The 17,996-nt window shown below is 59.6% G+C and carries 15 protein-coding genes; 4 read left to right on the forward strand and 11 right to left on the reverse strand.

What is annotated here, in order from left to right:
* The first annotated feature begins 148 nt into the window (after nt 1-148).
* Nucleotides 149-961: a class I SAM-dependent DNA methyltransferase gene (locus FEZ63_RS12310; protein ID WP_150944794.1), complete on the forward strand. Its 813-nt coding sequence runs from the start codon at nt 149-151 to the stop codon at nt 959-961.
* A 120-nt stretch (nt 962-1,081) separates the two neighbouring features.
* Here FEZ63_RS12310 and FEZ63_RS12315 read toward each other — a convergent pair whose 3' ends face one another.
* The 9 genes from FEZ63_RS12315 to FEZ63_RS12355 form a co-directional block, all read right to left on the reverse strand.
* The gene (locus FEZ63_RS12315) at nt 1,082-1,456 is read right to left on the reverse strand and encodes a cupin domain-containing protein (protein ID WP_150944797.1); all 375 of its coding nucleotides are present in this window, start codon (nt 1,454-1,456) and stop codon (nt 1,082-1,084) included.
* A gap of 54 nt (nt 1,457-1,510) precedes the next feature.
* Entirely contained in the window at nt 1,511-2,899 is a 1,389-nt protein-coding gene (locus FEZ63_RS12320; RefSeq protein WP_150944799.1) for an NAD(P)/FAD-dependent oxidoreductase, read from the reverse strand.
* Nucleotides 2,900-2,963: 64 nt separating this feature from the next.
* Nucleotides 2,964-3,839, reverse strand: a complete 876-nt coding sequence (locus FEZ63_RS12325) for an ABC transporter permease (protein ID WP_150944801.1) — start codon at nt 3,837-3,839, stop codon at nt 2,964-2,966.
* 7 nt (nt 3,840-3,846) lie between these two features.
* The gene (locus FEZ63_RS12330; protein WP_338042213.1) at nt 3,847-4,638 is read right to left on the reverse strand and encodes an ABC transporter permease; all 792 of its coding nucleotides are present in this window, start codon (nt 4,636-4,638) and stop codon (nt 3,847-3,849) included.
* An 82-nt stretch (nt 4,639-4,720) separates the two neighbouring features.
* Entirely contained in the window at nt 4,721-5,806 is a 1,086-nt protein-coding gene (locus tag FEZ63_RS12335; RefSeq protein ID WP_150944804.1) for an ABC transporter ATP-binding protein, read from the reverse strand.
* 63 nt (nt 5,807-5,869) lie between these two features.
* Nucleotides 5,870-6,952, reverse strand: a complete 1,083-nt coding sequence (locus FEZ63_RS12340; RefSeq protein WP_150944807.1) for an extracellular solute-binding protein — start codon at nt 6,950-6,952, stop codon at nt 5,870-5,872.
* A gap of 253 nt (nt 6,953-7,205) precedes the next feature.
* Nucleotides 7,206-8,291 (reverse strand): extracellular solute-binding protein, encoded by a 1,086-nt coding sequence (locus FEZ63_RS12345; RefSeq protein ID WP_150944809.1) that lies wholly within the window; start codon nt 8,289-8,291, stop codon nt 7,206-7,208.
* A gap of 83 nt (nt 8,292-8,374) precedes the next feature.
* Nucleotides 8,375-9,874 (reverse strand): aldehyde dehydrogenase family protein, encoded by a 1,500-nt coding sequence (locus tag FEZ63_RS12350; RefSeq protein WP_150944811.1) that lies wholly within the window; start codon nt 9,872-9,874, stop codon nt 8,375-8,377.
* Between the two features lies 1 nt (nt 9,875).
* Complete coding sequence (locus FEZ63_RS12355; protein ID WP_150944813.1) at nt 9,876-10,979, reverse strand: mandelate racemase/muconate lactonizing enzyme family protein; 1,104 nt, start codon at nt 10,977-10,979, stop codon at nt 9,876-9,878.
* Nucleotides 10,980-11,205: 226 nt separating this feature from the next.
* On the opposite strand from FEZ63_RS12355, the gene pdxR reads away from it, so the two are divergent.
* Nucleotides 11,206-12,717, forward strand: a complete 1,512-nt coding sequence (gene pdxR / locus FEZ63_RS12360) for a MocR-like pyridoxine biosynthesis transcription factor PdxR (protein ID WP_150944815.1) — start codon at nt 11,206-11,208, stop codon at nt 12,715-12,717.
* Here pdxR and FEZ63_RS12365 read toward each other — a convergent pair.
* On the reverse strand, nt 12,714-14,336 hold the full coding sequence (locus FEZ63_RS12365; protein ID WP_150944848.1) for a GMC family oxidoreductase: 1,623 nt from the start codon (nt 14,334-14,336) through the stop codon (nt 12,714-12,716). The two genes, pdxR and FEZ63_RS12365, sit on opposite strands and share 4 nt — an antisense overlap.
* An 889-nt stretch (nt 14,337-15,225) precedes the next feature.
* On the opposite strand from FEZ63_RS12365, the gene FEZ63_RS12370 reads away from it, so the two are divergent.
* Entirely contained in the window at nt 15,226-16,062 is an 837-nt protein-coding gene (locus FEZ63_RS12370; RefSeq protein ID WP_162419735.1) for a universal stress protein, read from the forward strand.
* A gap of 26 nt (nt 16,063-16,088) precedes the next feature.
* Nucleotides 16,089-16,673 carry an NAD(P)H-dependent oxidoreductase gene (locus FEZ63_RS12375; protein WP_150944819.1) on the forward strand — a complete coding sequence of 195 codons (585 nt, stop codon included), beginning with the start codon at nt 16,089-16,091 and terminating at the stop codon, nt 16,671-16,673.
* A gap of 976 nt (nt 16,674-17,649) precedes the next feature.
* Here the strand turns inward: FEZ63_RS12375 and FEZ63_RS12380 are convergent.
* Nucleotides 17,650-17,996 (reverse strand): YihY/virulence factor BrkB family protein (locus FEZ63_RS12380; RefSeq protein ID WP_150944821.1); only part of this gene is annotated, 347 nt, incomplete at its 5' end.

Here is a 17,996-nt window from a genome sequence, read left to right on the forward strand (position 1 = left end):
GCTGACATCGCTCTTTACAAAGCAGAAGGCGGTGTGACCTTGAGTCCGATCCTCGTGTCTTCCGACAAACAGCAGACGTACTGTATCTAAGAAGCGCCGTCGCTCGAAGCGATCCGCCAAGTGGTGCACGTTAGAAGGACGCGGGTGGATGACCGACCCTGCAGACGACCGGCTTTATCGTGATCCAGCTCTCGCCCAGTTCTATGATGTGGCAAACCAGTGGGGTGTCGACTTCGACTATTGCGTCTCCCTCGCATCCGATGCGATCTCGGTCCTTGATCTAGGCTGCGGAACAGGCCAATTGGCAAGCGCACTTGCGCGGAACCAGAAGGTAACAGGCGTCGATCCTGCTGCCGCCATGCTGGATATCGCGCGTCGGCGTCCAGGAGGAGACAAGGTTGCTTGGGTCCAGGCCGATACACGCTCTGTCCGTTTGGGGGAGCGTTTTGATCTGATTGTCCTCACAGGCCATGTGTTCCAGGTGTTCCTGAGTGACGAGGAACAGAAGGCTGTTCTGGCGACGATTTCAGCCCATCTCAATCCAGATGGGCGGTTCATCTTCGATAGCCGCAATCCTAGGCTCAGGACTTGGGAGGGACGGAACCGCCACAACAGTCTGCATCGCCTCGAAGATCCGCAGCTGGGTACCATCGAGGCTTGGAATGAGCCTTCCTACGATGAGACCAACAACGTATTGACCTATGAGAATGGCTATACGGTTCTTGGCTCGGGCCAAACGGTCTCAGCAACGGCGCAGATCCGCTACACCTTTCAGGAGGAGCTTGCAGCCATGATAGAGGCGGCTGGGCTGGTTGTTGAGAGATGGCTCGGCGATTGGGAGGGGAACCCATACCGTCCAGAGGCTAGGGAAATCATCCCCGTGGGCCGCTTAGCTTACACGCCTTCCAGCAAATTTTGCGAGACGGATTCACGGTCCGGACCCATTAAAGTGGTTTGCTAGTTAGACGATTTGTGATTCACCGCTTCCGATAGGAGGCTACGAATGAACGGGACTGCTGGGACGGAGCATGCTGATGTCAGACATCACGGCTCCAGCTCGATTGCACTTGTCGGTCACGAGCTACCATCGCCAGAAGCGGGTGCGTTCGCGTAAATAAAATAACAACTTGCGGGTCCGTTCGATGATGGTCCATTTACCTCGCCAGCCACGAGGCAGGATGATCACGTCGCCGGGTCCGTAAGTTGATGTGAAGCCATCTACACCGGTCAGCGATGCGCGGCCAAAGATAAGGTGGCAAATTTCGGAGGACGTATCCCGGACGGCCGAAAAGGTTCCCGGGGTGCACTCCCAGACACCGACAGAAACGCTGCCGTCGTCCGAGCGCCACAGGGTGCTGGCAGCCTCGACCTGGCCGGGTGTCAATGTGGTCTTTTTAGCAGAATAGGGGCCGAGTTCCCGGTGGTGGAGATCCCCGTATCCAAGCAGATTGATCATTTGAATTTCTCCGGCGCAGCCACTTCCTCGGGAGGAAGGCTCTGTAAAAATTCTTTATGCGCGCCCCGTCAGTCGGTTTGCGGCGGACGCGAGCCATGATGTCCGTGTTCCACCGCGTGCCTCGATGCGATCGGCGAACTGATACATCTGGTACATGCTGTGCACCCCCAACCAGCGCAGGGGCTCGGGTTCCCACTGCTTGACCTCCCGGTTGACCCAGGGCAGGTGGACGAGCCGGCTATCGCGTCGCAAAATGAGGTCGCACAATGTTCGCCCCGAGAGATTGGACGTCGAGACTCCGCGGCCGACGTAACCCCCGGCCCATCCAATTCCGGTCTTCCAATCGAGTCCGACCGTTGCGCACCAATCGCGCGGCACGCCAAGAACACCGCACCAAGCATGATCGATCCGTGCAGCTTGGGCCTGCGGAAGCACACGAACTAGAATCTCGTGCAGCTTGCGGATGGTCTCGTGCTGGGTGTGACCGCGCTGATCGATCCGCGAGCCGAACCGATAGGGAACGCCTCGTCCGCCCATCGCAATACGCCCCTTGCGCGTCCGTTGGGCATAACAATACGCGTGCGAGTTGTCCCCCAGAAGCTCGTTTCCTGCCCAGCCGATCTCATCCCACGTGCTGTCGGAAAGGGGCTCCGTAATGATGAGGGCGCTATTCAGTGGCAGCCAAAGGCGCTCAAGGCCAGAGATGCCGGCGGTAAATCCTTCCGTTGCACGCACGATGGTCTCAGCCCGGACGATTCCCCGAGAGGTCGTGACCCGGCCCGATTCGATCAGCGTAACGCCCGTCTGTTCATAGATCGGGACGCCCAGCCTCTCGACGGCCGCCGCGAGACCGCGCACCAGCTTTGCCGGCTGGACCCGCGCAGATCCACTGCTGGCGATCGAGCCAAGCGCGTTCTTGACCCTGATGCGCACCTTGGTTTCATCTGGGCCGAGAAGCTCGAAACGCTCGTTGGGAACCTGCCAATCGATAGAATAGCGGTGCTTCTTTTTTAGGCGCGACCATTGCGCGGGGGTTGCCGCCACCATGAGGTTGTCGACACGCACAACGTCGGCGTCGATCCCTTCCGCTTCCGTCACACGGATAATCTCTTCCACGCTTTCGTGCATGATCCTGTCCATCTCGATCACGCCGGCCCGGCTGGAGCCGCTCAGATATTTCTCCCGCGACCAACTGATCCCACCCTGGAGGAACCCGCCATTGCGCCCGGATGCACCAAAGCCCGCAAACTCCCTCTCGACCACGACAACGCGAAGGTTTGGGTCGGCTTTCTTTAAATAGTAGGCCGTCCAGAGTCCCGTGAATCCGGCTCCAACGATGCAGACATCCACGTGCTGGTCGCCAGGCAGCGGATCGCGGTAGTCCGGAACACCGCCCATATCGGCGAACCAGAACGAGAGGTTGCCGTTCGTCTTGACCTCCATGGTCAATTTCCTTTCATCGGCCGGATTCGAACAAGGTGCTGCCGCTAAGATCGCGAGGCTCAGATCAAGTCGCCGAACCGGGGGGTGCTTTGTCGCGTTGAAGAACCACGCTGAGCAAGGCAAGGATTCCGGACCCAACCATCAGGAACAGGGAAACGGCGTTGAGAACTGGCGTTGAACCTACTTTCACCATGCGATCGTACATCGTGATTGTCAGTGGCGCATCGGAACCAACAAGCATTAGGGTGGTGTTGAAATTCTCGAATGATACGAGAAATGCGACCAGGAAAGCCGCCGTGAGAGCGGGCGCCAGAAACGGCAGGGTCACCGTGGCAAGCACTCGCGGCCGGCTGGCACCGAGATTTAGGGCAGCCTCCTCCAGCGAGATATCGAATTTTCTCAAACGCGCTGCGATGACGAGGGAGGTAATAGTTGTCAGGAAGGAAAACTGACCGAGAATTACCAGGGTGAGGCCCGGGCGCAAGATCGACCAATCCTGACCAAGCGCTTGCTCGACGCCATTCGCAATCATGCTCGCGAAGACCAGAACCGATATGCCGATGATGACCCCCGGGATAACCAACGGGATCACGAGGAGGACAAACAGGGCGCTTTTGAACGGAAAATCCCTGCGCTCGAAGAGGAAGGCGTTGCATGTGCCGACCGCAACCGCCATCGCCGACACGATGATGCCGACATACAAGGATGTCTGCAACCCGCGCATCAGGCGCCGGTCATGGAACATTCCGATCTTTGGTTCGGTGTCGCTGAAGAACCAGTCCAGCGTGAAGCCGTTCCAGGGCAGGGCAGGGAACTGGGAATCGTTGAAGGCAAAAACGCCCGCGGCCAAGAGCGGGGCCGCCAGATAGGCGAAGAATGCGACCAGGTAACCTTTGTAGATCAGCCGGAACGCCCGGGATTGCAGTGCCGCTACATTCATTTTGCGACTAATCCTTTGCCACCGTTGTGGCCAGTTTCTGACCTGTCAGACGCAAGCCGAGCCAGACCACAAAGGAAGTGAATGCGAGCAGCAGCACGCCGAAGGTTGCACCTGATTCCCAGTTGTAACGGGTTATGAACTGGTCGTAGATCTGCTCGGTGAACCACATGCTGTTCTTGCCGCCCAACAGGATTGGTGTGAGATAGCTTCCTGCGGTCATCATGAAGACGATGATGCACCCGGCCACGATGCCTGGCATCGCATATGGCACAACGATGCGCCGAAAGACCGTTATCCGGCTTCCACCGAGATTGTGGCCGGCCTCGAGCAAGCTGTTGTCCATGCCATTGAGAGTCGAAACGAGCGGAACGATCATGAACAGGACTACGGTGTAGACGAGACCGACGACCACCGTCGCGTCGTTGTAGAGGAGTTCGATCGGTCCCTTGATGATGCCGATCGCCTGAAGAGCACCCGAAATCAGGCCCGTCTCTCTCAGAAGCACGATCCAGCCGAATGCGCGCACAAGATCGCTCACCCACAGCGGTACCAGGCACAGCAGAAACAGCGCAGTCTGCGAGCGGTAAGGGGCGATCTTAGCGATGTAATAGGCAACTGGAAATCCGACCAGCAGCGCAAGAAACGTGACCAGGATCGACATGACGGCGGTCCGCAGAAGCGTGTTCCAGTAAATCGGCTCCTGGACGAAAGCGAGATAGTTCGCGAGACCGAACGTAAACTGACGCGGGCCAACCTTCTCGCGCAGGGAAATGCCGACGATGCCGAGTTGCGGAAGCACTACGAGCAAAAGAATCCAAAGGAGAAATGGAGTCAGCAACAGAAGGAGTGACAGTCTTTGCGCATCCTTTTGCAACACGGCTCTAGCGCTCCTTCGCCGGGAAGCATTGGGTGTCTGCGAAGGCCCAATTGAGATGCGCAGGATCGCCTGGCTTGATCGGCGAAGAGCGGTCGACACCATTGATGGCGACTTCGATCAACTCCCGGCTGTCGATCCGGACCAGCGCGCGGCTGTTCGCACCATTGAACAGGAGAGAATCGACAGTTCCCGTGAGCGTGTTTTGCGTTTCCCTACGAACGCCCCCGAAGGCGATGCAATCGGGCCGGACAAAGATTTCGGCAGAGTCACCGGGGGAAAGGGCGGACGCGCCACAGTTCGCTACGATCGTGTCTCCGCCCGACGTGACAATTTCGGCCTCCCCGTTTGATATGCGATTCACCTTTCCATGCCAGCGATTGCTGTCGCCGACGAAGCCTGCCACGAAGGCAGTGCGAGGGTTGTGGTATAGTTCCTGCGGCGTGCCGATCTGTTCGAACTTGCCCGCATTCATCACCGCCACGTGATCGGACATGACCAGTGCTTCCGATTGATCGTGCGTGATGTAGAGAAATGTCGTGTCGAACTGGTGCTGGAGCAGCTTCAATTCGATCTTCATCCGCTCGCGGAGCTTGAGATCAAGCGCGCCGAGAGGTTCGTCCAGCAGGAGAACATCCGGCTCGAGCACCATGCAACGCGCGATGGCAATACGCTGCTTCTGACCACCGGAGAGCTGATGGATCTGCTTCTGCGCGACGTCGGGCAGCCCAATCCGTTCCAGAACTGCACCGACCTTGCGGGTGATGTCAGCCTTGGAGGCGCCGCGACAGCGCAAGCCGTAGGCGATGTTTTCGCCCACGTTCATCATGGGAAACAAGGCCAGATGCTGGAACACCATCTTGACATTGCGCTTGTTGGGAGGGGATCCGAGCACCGAACGTCCCTTGATCTTGATGTCGCCGGAACTCGGGTCCTCGAACCCGGCGATCATCCGCATCAGGGTGGTCTTGCCGCAGCCCGAAGGTCCAAGGATCGAGAAGAAGGATCCTCCCGGGATTTCGAGGGAAACGCCGTCCACAGCCGTGAAGGCTCCAAAGCGCTTGGTCAGATTCTCGCACTGCAAGTCATACATGCTGGGTGATCCGCAAAATAACGGCGGGATGAGCCCGGCCCATCCCGCCTTTCAAGAATGGTCTTAGTTGGAGGCAGCCTTGATGCGTTCCAGGGCCTTACCCTCCATGTCCTCGATACCCGGAGGAATATTCGCGAAAAACTTGAGGTTCGCCAGATCTTTGTCCGTAAACGCCGCCTTGGCTGCCGCCTTCTTGTCGTCCGGCAGCAGATCGATCGCCCCTTTGACTGCGGCCATCGAGCCGGACTTCGCCGACATGAGCGTTACGATCTCGGGCTGCAGCACGAAATTGATCCACTTGTAGGCGGCGGCGTCCGCTTCGCCCTTCTTGGGGAGTGCGAAGGTGTCGATCCAGGTAAGCGCACCGGTTGACGGCGGTACATAGAGGATATTGCTGTTCTGCCCTGCAAGTTTGTAGGCGGTTGAGTCCCATGTTTCGGACACGACCACTTCGCCCGACAGCATCAGAGCCGAAAGATCGTCGCCGCTGTTCCAGTAGGCCTTGATGTTGCTCTTGCACGCGATCAGCTTCGCGGTGACCTCGTCGAGGATCTTCTGGTATTCTCCGAGGTTGGCGTACGCCGCGAAGGGGTCCTTGCCCAGCGAGAACGCCGTCCCGAGCAGAATGGTCCGCCTCAGCCGCATCGACGTGCGGCCCTTGTATTGCGGATCGCAAAGATCGGCCCATCCTTTGGCGTTGGGGGCCTTCGTCTTGTCGACCATGATGCCGGATGTTCCCCAATGATGAGGAACCGCGTAGACGCCGCCATCGATCGTGGTGTTGGCTTTCACCGCGTCCAGCAAGTTCGGGGCCATCACCCCGGTATTGATCTTCGACAGATCCATCGGCTTGTAGATGCCGTACTCCTTTTGCACGGCACTGATGCGGTCGTGACTGGGCTGCGCGACGTCATAGCCCGCTCCGCCGGTCGCCCGGAGTTTGGCGATCATCTCCTCGTTGTTGGAGAAAGTGACCTGCACCTTGATATCTGGATACTTTTTCTCGAAGAGTTCGATGACCTTCTCGGGGGCGTAGCTCCCCCAGGTCAGGAGCCGCAGGGTCTCCGCTTGAGCCGACGCGGTGCCGATCAGGAATGTTGCGCCAAGTGCGCTCGCAAGGAAATATTTGAGTCCGGGTTTCGTCATGCTGGTTCTCCCCTTCGCCAGTCTGGCCTGGCGGTAATTTCGGCGTCCGGATGGCGCGGCTGGACGATTTCTGTCGAACGTCCTTTACCGGCAAGCCGAGCCCATGAACTAAGCTTGTGAAATGGTCAGGCAAACAGATCCATTTTCGATAAGCTTGCAGACCAATTCTGTAGGCGCGGGCTTCGCAAACCGAGTGATCTGCAGAATGACCAGCGTGGCTCCGGCTTCGAGCCACGCCGAGGAGTTCCATCGTCTACTTGGATGAAGCTGCCTTGATGCGTTCGAGCGCCTTGCCTTCGAGATCCTCGATGCCGGGCGGTACACCAGGCGCAAACCTGAACTTCTCGACATCCTTTTCCGTGATGGCGGCCTGAACGGCCTTTCTCATGTCTTCGGGAAGCAGCGCCATTCCATCCTTTGTCGCCACGATGGCTCCACTGGTGGCCGACATCATCGTGACGATCTCGGGCTGCATGACGAAATTGATCCACTTGTAGGCAGCATCATCCGCTTCGCCCTTGCGGGGCAACGTGAAGGTATCGATCCAGGCGTGCGCGCCTGTCTTGGGCGGGACGTAAACGATATTGGGATTGTGCTTGAACAGGCGGAAGGCCGTGGAATCCCAGGTCTCCGCCGCAACCACCTCCCCGGACAGCATGAGCGTGGTCAGGTCGTCCCCCCCCTGCCAGTAAGCCTTTACATTGTCCTTGCAGGCAATCAGTTTCGCCGTCACGTCATCCAGAATTTTCTGGTAGGCGCCGAGATCGCCGTACGCCGCGAAGGGATCCTTGCCCATGGCAAAAGCGGTGCCGAGCAGGATTGTCCGCTTAAGGCGCATGGAGGTTCGACCCTTGTACTGCGGATCGCAAAGGTCATCCCATCCCGAAACGCTCGGGGCCTTCGTCTTGTCGATCATGAGGCCCGAAGTCCCCCAAAAATGGGGCACGGAATAGACCTTTCCGTCGACTGTGGTTTCGGTCGCGGTACGCTCCATGAGGAGTGGATCGATACGACCTGGAGTGATCTTCGACAGGTCCATGGGCTTGTAGATGTCGAACTCCAGCTGGGCAGAGGCAACACGATTGAATCCGGGCTGAGCCAGGTCGTAGCCAGCGCCACCTGTCGCGCGCAGTTTTGCGATCATCTCTTCATTGTTGGAGAAAGTCACATCGACCTTGATGTCCGGATATTGAGCCTCGAACAACTGAATCACCTTGTCCGGGGCATAGCTGCCCCATGTCAGGAGCCGCAGCGTCTTGGCCTCGGCCGGCGCGAGGCCCATGAGGATCGTCGCGCCAAGCGCGCTCGCAAGCAGGCCCTTCAGTCGAGTTCTTTTCATGGTCGTTCCCTCTGCTATGCAGGACCTTTCCCCGGGCACTGCCAATTCCAGTCATTGCGAGGCGCCCTCGGGGCACCGGTCGTCTAGTCTTTGATTCTGGCGGCCACACTCTTGATCTTGCTGTAGCTGCGGAGTGCCGCCATTCCCTTTTCCCGGCCGAATCCAGACATCTTGTTGCCGCCGAACGGCACCTGGATTCCACCGGCGAAATACTCATTGATGTAAATCTGACCGGCATCGATATCTCGCGCCATGCGATGCGCACGGGCGAAGTCCCGGGTGTAAATACCCGCCACGAGGCCGAAAGGTGTGTCGTTGGCGACCGCGACTGCCTCGTCCTCTCCCTCCACGACCTGGATAGAGAGAACCGGACCGAAAATCTCTTCCTGAATGACGGCGTCAGCGGCGGGGACCTGATCGAGAATGGTCGGCCGGTAGAACCAGCCTTTCCCCGTTTCCGCGTCCGTTGCGGATGATCCTCCCGCCGCGACGACGATGCCACGCGATTTCGCCCCGTTCACGTAATCTGCAATCTTGTTCTGTTGTGCCAACGAATTGACGGGTCCGATCTGGGGCCGCCGCAATCCGTGTCCCAAAGTGATTTGCTGTGCCCGGGCTGCAAGGCGTCCGACCATCTCCGCGTGAACCACCCGTTCGACAACGAGTCTCGATCCTGCCGAGCAGATCTGGCCGGCATTCTCATAAATGCCGCCAAGGACCCCCTCGACAGCCGCATCGAGATCGGCATCGGCCATGACAAGGATTGGCGACTTGCCGCCGAGTTCGAGAACCACGCTCGTGATGTTGCGGGCGGCAGCCTGCATCACAGCCACACCTGTAGGAACCGAGCCGGTGAACGTGACGTGCCGGACGTGTCGGTGAGACACGAGCGGAACGCCCGCGGATGCTCCGGTGCCGGTGACGACGTTGCAAACGCCTGCAGGCAGTCCAGCCTGGAGCAGGATCTCGGCGAGCAGCAACGCCGTGAGAGGCGTTTGCTCTGCGGGCTTGGCGACGACGGTGCAGCCGACCGCTAATGCCGGAGCTATGCCGCGAGCGATCGTCGAGAGCGGGAAATTCCACGGGATGATGTGTGCGGTAACTCCAACGGGTTCATTGACGGTGTAACCCAGGTAGTCGGGGCCGAGGGGGAAGCTGTCCGCGATGTCTTTGTCCGCTGCGCCTGCATAGAATTCGAAGCATCGGGCCGCCCCTGCCACATCGCTCTCGGCTTCCTGCAGCGGCTTGCCGCTGTCGAGACATTCTATGACGGACAGGCGGGAAGAGTTTTCCCGGATCAGGGCCGCGGCGCGGGCCAGAATTGCGCCTCGTTCCTCCGGCCTCAATCTGCGCCAGGGCCCACCGAGGGCGCGCCTTGCCGCCTCGACAGCAGCTTCGACATCGCTCTGGCCGCCGGCCGCGAAGGAATGGAACGCGCGTCCCAAACCGGGATCGAAGGTTTCCATTTTGTCGCCTGACGCAGAGGCCTGCCACTGACCGTCGATGAAGTGCCGGTCCGGAAGTCCGCCGAGTGTGCCGGTCCTGAAATACTCCGCTGCGAGGAGGTCCGCGTCGGTGCTCATGTCAGACCTGATCGCTGACTTGATATGCGGATTTCTCGAGCCACGAAGGGGCGATTTCGACGCCCCAGCCGGGTTCACTGCTCAGCGTGACGTGGCCGTCGTCGATCTCGTAGGGAGAGTTGCGGAAGAGATCGTCCTGCCAAGGATAGTAATCAGCGCCTTCGATGGAGAACTCGAGATATTTGCCCCCATTGGGGATGGCGCCGAGCAGGTGCATGGTGAACAGCGTCACCAGCGAGAGATTGGCGCAATGAGGCGTGACCGGGAGGCCTGCCGCCTCTGCCATGCGAACGACACGCAACGTACGCGCAATGCCGCCGAGATAGCAAATGTCGGGCTGGACGATATCGACGGCCCGCATGGCAATCATTCTGCGCCAGGTCGCGAGGTCGCAATCCTGCTCGCCGCCGGTCACGTCGATGGAAAGGGCCTCGCGCACCTGCTGCGTCTGCTCCAGTTCCCAATAAGGGCAGGGCTCCTCAAAATGGGAGACGTCATTGTCAAGGAGCAGTGCGCCAACCTCGATCGCTCGTTTAGGCGAAAAGCCGCTATTGGCGTCGACAAGCAGTGCAACACCCCCACCCAGCCCTTCGCGAATGGTCCGAACGATCTCCTCGGTGCGCCCCGGCCACTCGTCGACATCGCGTCCGCATTCCGCGCCGATGCGGAACTTGAATGCGTCGAAGCCCTTCTCGTCACGAAGGCGCTGGAAGCGAAGGAGCTCTTCGGCGGGCGTCACGTCGCGTTTCATTGACGATGCGTAGGCGCGTAACTTGCCGATCTTGCCACCAAGCAGTTCGACGACTGGCTTGCCTTCCGCCTTGCCGCGCAAATCCCAAATCGCGGTATCGATTCCCCCCATCGCGCGGCAGAGATAGGAACCGGGAAACTTATGTTCGCGCTCGGCAATGGTGTCGAGAAGGTCGTCGAGGTCGTCGAACTCCACCCCGAGGGACCACGGAGCAACCTGCCGATGGAGCACTTCGGCGCTGATGTCCGACTGGTAGCTTGAGACCTGTCCCCACCCCTGTTTGCCCGTCTCATCAGTGATCCGAACGAACCCGACAAAGCGGTTACAGAATGTCTCGATACGCTTGATCTTCATGCCGCGTCCTTCATTGGCAACTGGCTCGCGTGAGCGTTGGAAACACCCTCATGGACGGCGACGGAACGTCGCCGCTCGCGCGAAGCGCCACCAATCCCTTGTGGTTGGATTGATATCGCTATCGAACTGGTTTGGACGTTAGGTCCATTTTGGATAAATTTTGGTGCCAATCGGCGGCGACATCAGGCAAACTCCCCCCAAAGGCATCGATCGGAGAATGCACCACATGACGAAGCGCTCTGGCGGGGCATTGCTGCAGGCTCTGACAATAGATCGAAGTTCGCGCATCCCCATCGGCACACAACTTTGTTGCGCGCTGCGAGAGTTGATCTTGTCCAGTGCCATCGAACCGGGCCAGAGACTTCCCTCCAGCCGCACGCTCGCCAACGACCTCGATATCTCACGGACGACCGCGATCGGTGTCTACGAACAATTGGCTACCGAACGACTGATCACGTCACGGGTTGGCGCCGGCGCATATGTGAGCGAGGAACTGACCGCGAGCAGGCCAATCCCTGCCGATCCGGAACCATCGGCTGCGGCAGCACGACAATCGACACGTCTGGCCCGCCTGATGGCAGGTGCATCGGAGCAGTTTTTTCAACGCCTGTCCCACCCTGTGGAACCGCGGGCCTTCACGACCGGCATGCCGGCCTTCGATGAATTTCCAATGGCCGTCTGGGCGCGTCTGAGCGCGAAATACTGGCGCGAGCCGCGAAATATCGTGCTCGGTTATCCGGAAGCGGGAGGCTCCATGGTGCTGCGCGGTGCAATTGCCGCTCACTTGCGCACGAACCGCGGCGTGATCTGTCGGGCGGAAGAGATTTTTATCGTCAACGGTGCGCAGGAAGCCTTTCACCGGATCGGCAATACTCTGATCGACCCCGGCGACAAGGTGTGGTTTGAGAATCCCGGGGCCATCGGCGCCCGCAATGCGCTGATCTCCTGCGGTGCGCGTTTGGTTCCGCTTTCCATTGACTCGGACGGAATCGACGTGGCGGAGGGACTGCGCATGGCGCCAAATTTCCGCCTGGCATTCGTAACGCCGTCGCACCAGCATCCGCTCGGGGTCAATATGAGCCTGACGCGCCGGTTTGAACTTCTGCGCGCCGCAGAGCGGGCCGGTGCATGGATCATCGAGGACGATTACGACGGGGACTTTTATTATTCCGGCCGACCGCTTCCGACGCTCAAGAGCATCGATGCTGCCGGGCGCGTGATCTATGTCGGGACGTTCAGCAAATCGTTGTTCCCCGCTCTACGCCTGGGTTATGTGGTGGTGCCACCGGAACTGGTGGGCATATTCAACCGGATTGCCGGAGCCATTCTGAACGGTGCGCCAGCCAATCTGCAGGCGATCGTGGCAAACTTTATTCAGGAGGGTCACTTCGCGAGCCATGTTCGCCGGATGCGCAAGATCTACGCGGAACGACACGACATCTTCGTGGAAGCGGCGCAAAGGCGGCTCTCAGGTCTCCTCGACGTCAAGGTGACCAATACGGGGCTTCAGACTGTCGGGGTTCTTCCCCATGGTGTCGACGAGGTGGAAGTCGCCACCAGGGCCGAGGCGCGGGGCATTACGGTCGCTCCTATCGGGCGTTTCTGCATCGATCCGATCTCCACGAAAGGACTTGTTCTCGGTTTCAGCGGCATCCGGCCCCGACAAATCGCCCCTGGCATAGAGATATTGGGGGAGGTTCTCGAAAGCCTTTCGGGAAAAACCGTGGTGAACGGCTAAGCCCTTCGCGCATCCTCCAGAATGAAGTCTGCGGCGCGTTCGCCCACCATGATAGTCGGGGCGTTGATGTTACCCGATGTCACACGGGGGAAGATGGATGCATCGACCACACGAAGGCCAGCAAGACCATGAACGCGCAGGCGTGGATCGACAACCGACTTCACGGGATCCGGCCCCATGGCGCAGGTACCCGAAGGATGAAAGACCGAGCCGGCGCGTTGTCTGATGTCGTCCATAAGCTCATCACGCGTCGCGATCGCCGGCCCCGGTGTCAGCTCTTCGGCGATAAGACGCGCCATCGACTCGGTCGCGGCAAGTCTCCGGAGAAAGCGGACGCCCTCCAGCATCTCCTCCAGATCCTGCTCGGTCGAGAGATAGTTTGGTTGAATGCGGGGCGCTTCGAAAGGGTCCGCTGAACGAATTTCAAGGCGCCCCCGGCTGGTCGGATGGCAATTCGAGATCCCTATCATGAAGCCGGGATAAGGGTCGGGACTCATGAGCGGACGTTGACCAGGCGGCGCCTTGATGTAGCTCAATGGCGAGAAGTAGAGCTGCATATTCGGGCGGGCGAGGCGAGAATTGCTGCGAAAGAAGCCGCCGCCCTGGTTGACGCTCAGGGAGAGGGGACCGTCGCGGAGCGCGAGATACCGCGAGCCTACCATCATGCGACCCCACCAGGGACGAAGGATGTTGTTGAGCGTCGGCTCGCGCGAGCGGTAGATATAATCGACTCCCACATGGTCCTGAAGATTCTGCCCGACCTGCGGTGACTCGTGCACGACGGGTATCCCCAGCTCACGGAGCAAGTGGCCGGCGCCGACCCCTGAGAGTTGCAGGATCTGGGGTGTGTTGACGGCACCCGCGCAGAGTATGATCTCGCGAGTTGCGCGAACGGTGTATTTCTCACCTGCTCGCCGATATTCGACGCCGGTCGCGCGACCTCCCTCAAAGAGCAGGCGCGTCACGTGCGCGTTGGTCTCGACGCGCAGGTTCGACCGCTTCATTGCCGGTCGAAGATAGGCCGTGGCGGCGGACGCCCTGACACCCTTTTTGATCGTGATCTGGTAAAGTCCGACACCTTCCTGGGATGCGCCGTTGAAATCTGGGTTGAAGGGGAGGCCGGCCTCGATTCCCGCAGCGATATAGGTCTTGCACAGCGGGTGTACGTTCTTGGCGACATCGCTCACTTGCAGAGGCCCGCCTGTGCCACGCCAATCGTTGCCGCCGGCCGTGTTGTTTTCGGCGCGCTGGAAGTACGGCAGGACATCCGGATAACCCCACCCGGGATTGCCGAGCGCTGCCCATTGGTCAAAGTCTTCCGCTTGGCCACGGATGAAGACCATTGCGTTGATTGAGCTCGATCCGCCCAGAACCTTTCCGCGCGGCCAATAGCTCCGTCGACCCGCTATACCCGGATCGGGCTCGGTCATGTACTTCCAATTAAGGCGGCCATCATAAAACGTCTTGCCGTAGCCAATGGGCATGCGAACCCAGAAGTTGCGATCGCTGCCCCCTGCCTCAAGAACCAGTACGCGGTATCGCGCGCCTTTCGACAGACGATTGGCCAACACACAACCCGCCGACCCCGCGCCGACTATCACAAAATCAAACTCTCCCATCCAACTCCCCAGCTCGCGATCAATGAGGGGTGCATTCACGAATCTTGGCTCCAAACCTGGTACAGCCGATGCGAGACAATGTACCCATCCAGTTCAGAAAATCCGACAGACCATTCGACACCAAGGGCGACGTTCACCTTGGTCATGGCTTGGTAGCGGTTGGTCTGGCTACCGGCCCGTAGCCGCGAAGTTCGCGTCGTGGGCCGATATCGTCGAAGCGGTCCGGCGAGAATATCCTTCTGCAGCGTCTGCGAGGCGTAAGCCCTCCTACCCCCCGGAACAGCGCACGGACCCACGTAGTGAAAGCAGTTCACGATGTAATCCAGCGACTCATGTCACGATCGAGGATTGCGCGGCTTCCGCCTCGTGCTCGCAAACCGGAGATAGCGGAGGAGAGGGTAGCTTCGTGCACATCTCGGAGATGCCGCGCGGTCTTGCCAGTGCCTGCAAGTGTCCCGGTTGCGGACGGCGAATGATCGCGAACAAGGGTCGAATCCGCACCACCCATTACTCTCCCATAAACCCGACGGATGGCACACACCTGCACGACGGCGGGTGAGTCCGCTCTTCGTAAATTCACCAAGTGGATTTTTGACGAACGGCTCGAATTGATTGTCCCGGAACTGAAGATTGCCGACGGTGGGATTCCGTGACCGTTCATGCGGCGACGAAAAAATCGCGCGCATCAAGCCGAAGAATCTCGGTGCCATCATAGCGTCCAAGGCTTGCACCCTTATCAAAGAATCGGGAATTGCCCTACAATGACAGGCGCCCTCGCTCAATGCGTTGCGCTGGATCAAAGCATCCATCCCGATTTCGACTACAACACGGTCGAGATTGGTGGCTCGGCGCCCAAGTTTCTCGCTTAGGCAGGCAGAGGGAGAACGCGATGATCAAGGATGTCATGGTGCATCTTGACGGAAGCCTCGAGGATGAGATCCGACTCGAGTACGGCCAAGCGATCGCGTCCGCCGGGCAGGCTCACCTGATCGGCGCTTTCACCAATCTTCTGCCCGACCTGTCGATCGCCATGCCTTTTGATGGCGGCGCTGCCGCCGTCGTGCAAGTCGTTAGCGAGTTGGAAGAGCAAGCCCGGAAGGATGGTGATGCCACGGCTAAGCGTCTGACGGAGCGGCTCACCGCGCTTCAGGTTGAAGCCGAGCTGCGCCGCTTCGACGGAACCTTCGGCTCCATGTCGATCAAGATGGCGGAGCTGGCCCGCTACGCTGACCTGTTCGTCGCCACACGCCCCTGCGGGGCTGGCGACACGCCTGTCTGGCTGGATCTTGTTGAATCGGTTCTCTTCGGCGGCGGCCGCGGTCTCCTGATCGTCCCGCCGGGTCATCGTCGGCCGCGACCGGTTCAGACGGTTCTGGTGGCCTGGAACGGCAGCCGCGAGGCCGCCCGAGCCTTGAGCGAAGGATTGAGCTTCATCGAGAACGCAACCCGCACCGTCGTTCTCATGATCGATCCTCAGCCGGGTGCCGCGACCGGATCTGACATTGAGGGGCACCTTGCCCGCCATGGGGTGGCGGCGGAGATCGTCTCTGCTGCAAGCCACGGCCGCCGGGTGGCGGACGTGGTCCTCGACGAAGCGGGCTCCATATCCGCTGATCTCGTCATCATGGGAGGCTACGGCCATACCCGCCTGCGGGAACAGGTCTTCGGCGGCGCGACCCTGGACATGCTGACTATCTCGGATCTGCCGATGCTCTTGGCGCATTGAGCCGTAAATTGTTCCTACAGGCCCGTATGACACGCATCACCATAATCCAAGGTCATCCGACTTCAGACGCCCGACACTTCTGCCACGCCCTCGCCGACGCGTACGCTCAAGGGGCTGCCGAAGAAGGGCACGAGGTTCGGCTTATCCCGGTGGCCGAACTCGACTTCCCGCTCCTGCGCTCGAAAGATGACTGGGACAAGGCTCCGCCACCCTCAGCAATCGCAGAGGGGCAGCAGGCGTTGGCTTGGGCCGAACATTTAGTCATCATCTATCCTCTCTGGCTTGGCGGCATGCCGGCGATCCTGAAAGGATTCCTCGAGCAGACCTTTCGCTCGGTCTTCACGACGGGCGGGGCTGGACCCGAGGCGAGCTGGAAATCAGCCCTCAGGGGGCGATCCTCCCGGATCGTCATCACCATGGGCATGCCGGCATTTGCGTTTCGGTGGTATTTCGGCGCACACAGCCTTAGGAGCCTCAAACGCAGCATCCTTTCCCTGGTCGGCATTGGCCCGAACCGGCACACGCTCATCGGCATGATCGAAAAGATGGGCGACGCCAAGCGCAAGTTATGGCTCAGCACCTTGTGTGATCTCGGCAAGAAGGCCGGGTAAGCCGAGTGACGGCGGGAGTAGAGAACACCAGTTTGCAGGCCTCTTTCCGACCACACCTGTCCTGTGTGCCAAGCGCTTGGGGATGCGAAACGTTCGCCAACGATGGTCCGCTGCAACCCTGATCCTCGTCCGAGGCGAAGAAGTTCCCCCATGTTCGGAAGTACCCGAACCTTACACACACCTCACTGATGACCACAGCGAGGGCGTGCTACGTTCATTAGTCCCTAGAGGAGTGAGATATATGATTGATCCCGACGACAAGAACCGACCAATCACGTTCACGGATCCATCGCGGGATTCTGGCAACACTTTGCTCCCGATGTTGATTGCTGGCCTTGTCCTGATAGTCCTTGGTGGCCTCGTAGTGGTGGCCTTCGTCTTCTAAGTGTGATCCGACCTGCCTCTCTGTTCTGGTTGCGCTGGATCAAAGTCATGGCCTGGGTCCTGTGACAGCCTCCTCAAACATGATGGAAGGCTTGGTGGCGGAGCAGGGCGGCGGCGAAAGACTCCGTTGCTGGGCGAACAGGGAACCGCCTGGCATGCGGCGTCGGGCCTTCTGACGAGAGACTGATCCTTCCGGCCGACCCTGGCAACCCAATCGGCGCCGAGATAGTGCAGTTGATGTATACCCTGGCTCTCGATCCTGTGGGGATGCGCAAAGCCATGCGGAGCTCTTGCGCGACGAGCCCATCGAGTGTTCCGGATGCACGTCGCGAGCCGCTGCCGTCGCGACCTTGACCTCGGCCTGACTTAATCGTGGAGCGCTGTTGCCCGACGCCGAAGCGCTCACGGCGCTGCTCAATTAAGGTGGCCGCGAGGTGGCGAATCCCGCCATGAGAAAGTCCTTGTCGATCGGGGAAAGAACAGCGAGCGATGCGGTTCTAACTAAGCACCGTCGCATCGTTGCGACAGGAGGTCTTTTCCGGCCATTTCCGGCGCAAAAGGACTTGTGAACCGAGGGACAACTCCGCCAAGTCTACTGCTTTCTTACTCCAACCGTGTCAGCCATGACCGCTCCGCGCGTTCCCATAGGGCTTCGCGGGCCATCGGTCGTGTCGTCAGTGGTCTGATGCTCTGCCTCCGCGTTGAGTTCGGCTCCCAAGAGAACCACGATGGCGGATGCCCATATCCAGGTCATGAAACCAATCACCGCCCCCAACGAGCCGTAGGTCTCGTTATAGCTTCCGAAATTGGCGACATACCAAGAGAAGAGGACGGACACTGCTCCCCAGAGAAGCGCCGCGACAAGGCCGCCAGGAGTGACCCAACGCCATTGCGCTCGATCACGGCTCGGACCGTAGCGATAGAGCACTGCCAGGCCTG

Origin of the sequence: Microvirga brassicacearum, assembly GCF_008757455.1 — a bacterium.
Classification (GTDB): Bacteria; Pseudomonadota; Alphaproteobacteria; order Rhizobiales; family Beijerinckiaceae; genus Microvirga; species Microvirga brassicacearum.

Bases quoted from the DNA above. Each gene is read 5' to 3' on its own strand.
- FEZ63_RS12340 (WP_150944807.1), bottom strand. From the start codon at position 6,952: ATGACGAAACCCGGACTCAAATATTTCCTTGCGAGCGCACTTGGCGCA.
- FEZ63_RS12375 (WP_150944819.1), top strand. From the start codon at position 16,089: ATGACACGCATCACCATAATCCAAGGTCATCCGACTTCAGACGCCCGA.
- FEZ63_RS12345 (WP_150944809.1), bottom strand. From the start codon at position 8,291: ATGAAAAGAACTCGACTGAAGGGCCTGCTTGCGAGCGCGCTTGGCGCG.
- FEZ63_RS12365 (WP_150944848.1), bottom strand. From the start codon at position 14,336: ATGGGAGAGTTTGATTTTGTGATAGTCGGCGCGGGGTCGGCGGGTTGT.
- FEZ63_RS12310 (WP_150944794.1), top strand. From the start codon at position 149: ATGACCGACCCTGCAGACGACCGGCTTTATCGTGATCCAGCTCTCGCC.
- FEZ63_RS12315 (WP_150944797.1), bottom strand. From the start codon at position 1,456: ATGATCAATCTGCTTGGATACGGGGATCTCCACCACCGGGAACTCGGC.
- FEZ63_RS12320 (WP_150944799.1), bottom strand. From the start codon at position 2,899: ATGGAGGTCAAGACGAACGGCAACCTCTCGTTCTGGTTCGCCGATATG.
- FEZ63_RS12335 (WP_150944804.1), bottom strand. From the start codon at position 5,806: ATGTATGACTTGCAGTGCGAGAATCTGACCAAGCGCTTTGGAGCCTTC.
- FEZ63_RS12350 (WP_150944811.1), bottom strand. From the start codon at position 9,874: ATGAGCACCGACGCGGACCTCCTCGCAGCGGAGTATTTCAGGACCGGC.
- pdxR (WP_150944815.1), top strand. From the start codon at position 11,206: ATGACGAAGCGCTCTGGCGGGGCATTGCTGCAGGCTCTGACAATAGAT.
- FEZ63_RS12370 (WP_162419735.1), top strand. From the start codon at position 15,226: ATGATCAAGGATGTCATGGTGCATCTTGACGGAAGCCTCGAGGATGAG.
- FEZ63_RS12355 (WP_150944813.1), bottom strand. From the start codon at position 10,979: ATGAAGATCAAGCGTATCGAGACATTCTGTAACCGCTTTGTCGGGTTC.
- FEZ63_RS12325 (WP_150944801.1), bottom strand. From the start codon at position 3,839: ATGAATGTAGCGGCACTGCAATCCCGGGCGTTCCGGCTGATCTACAAA.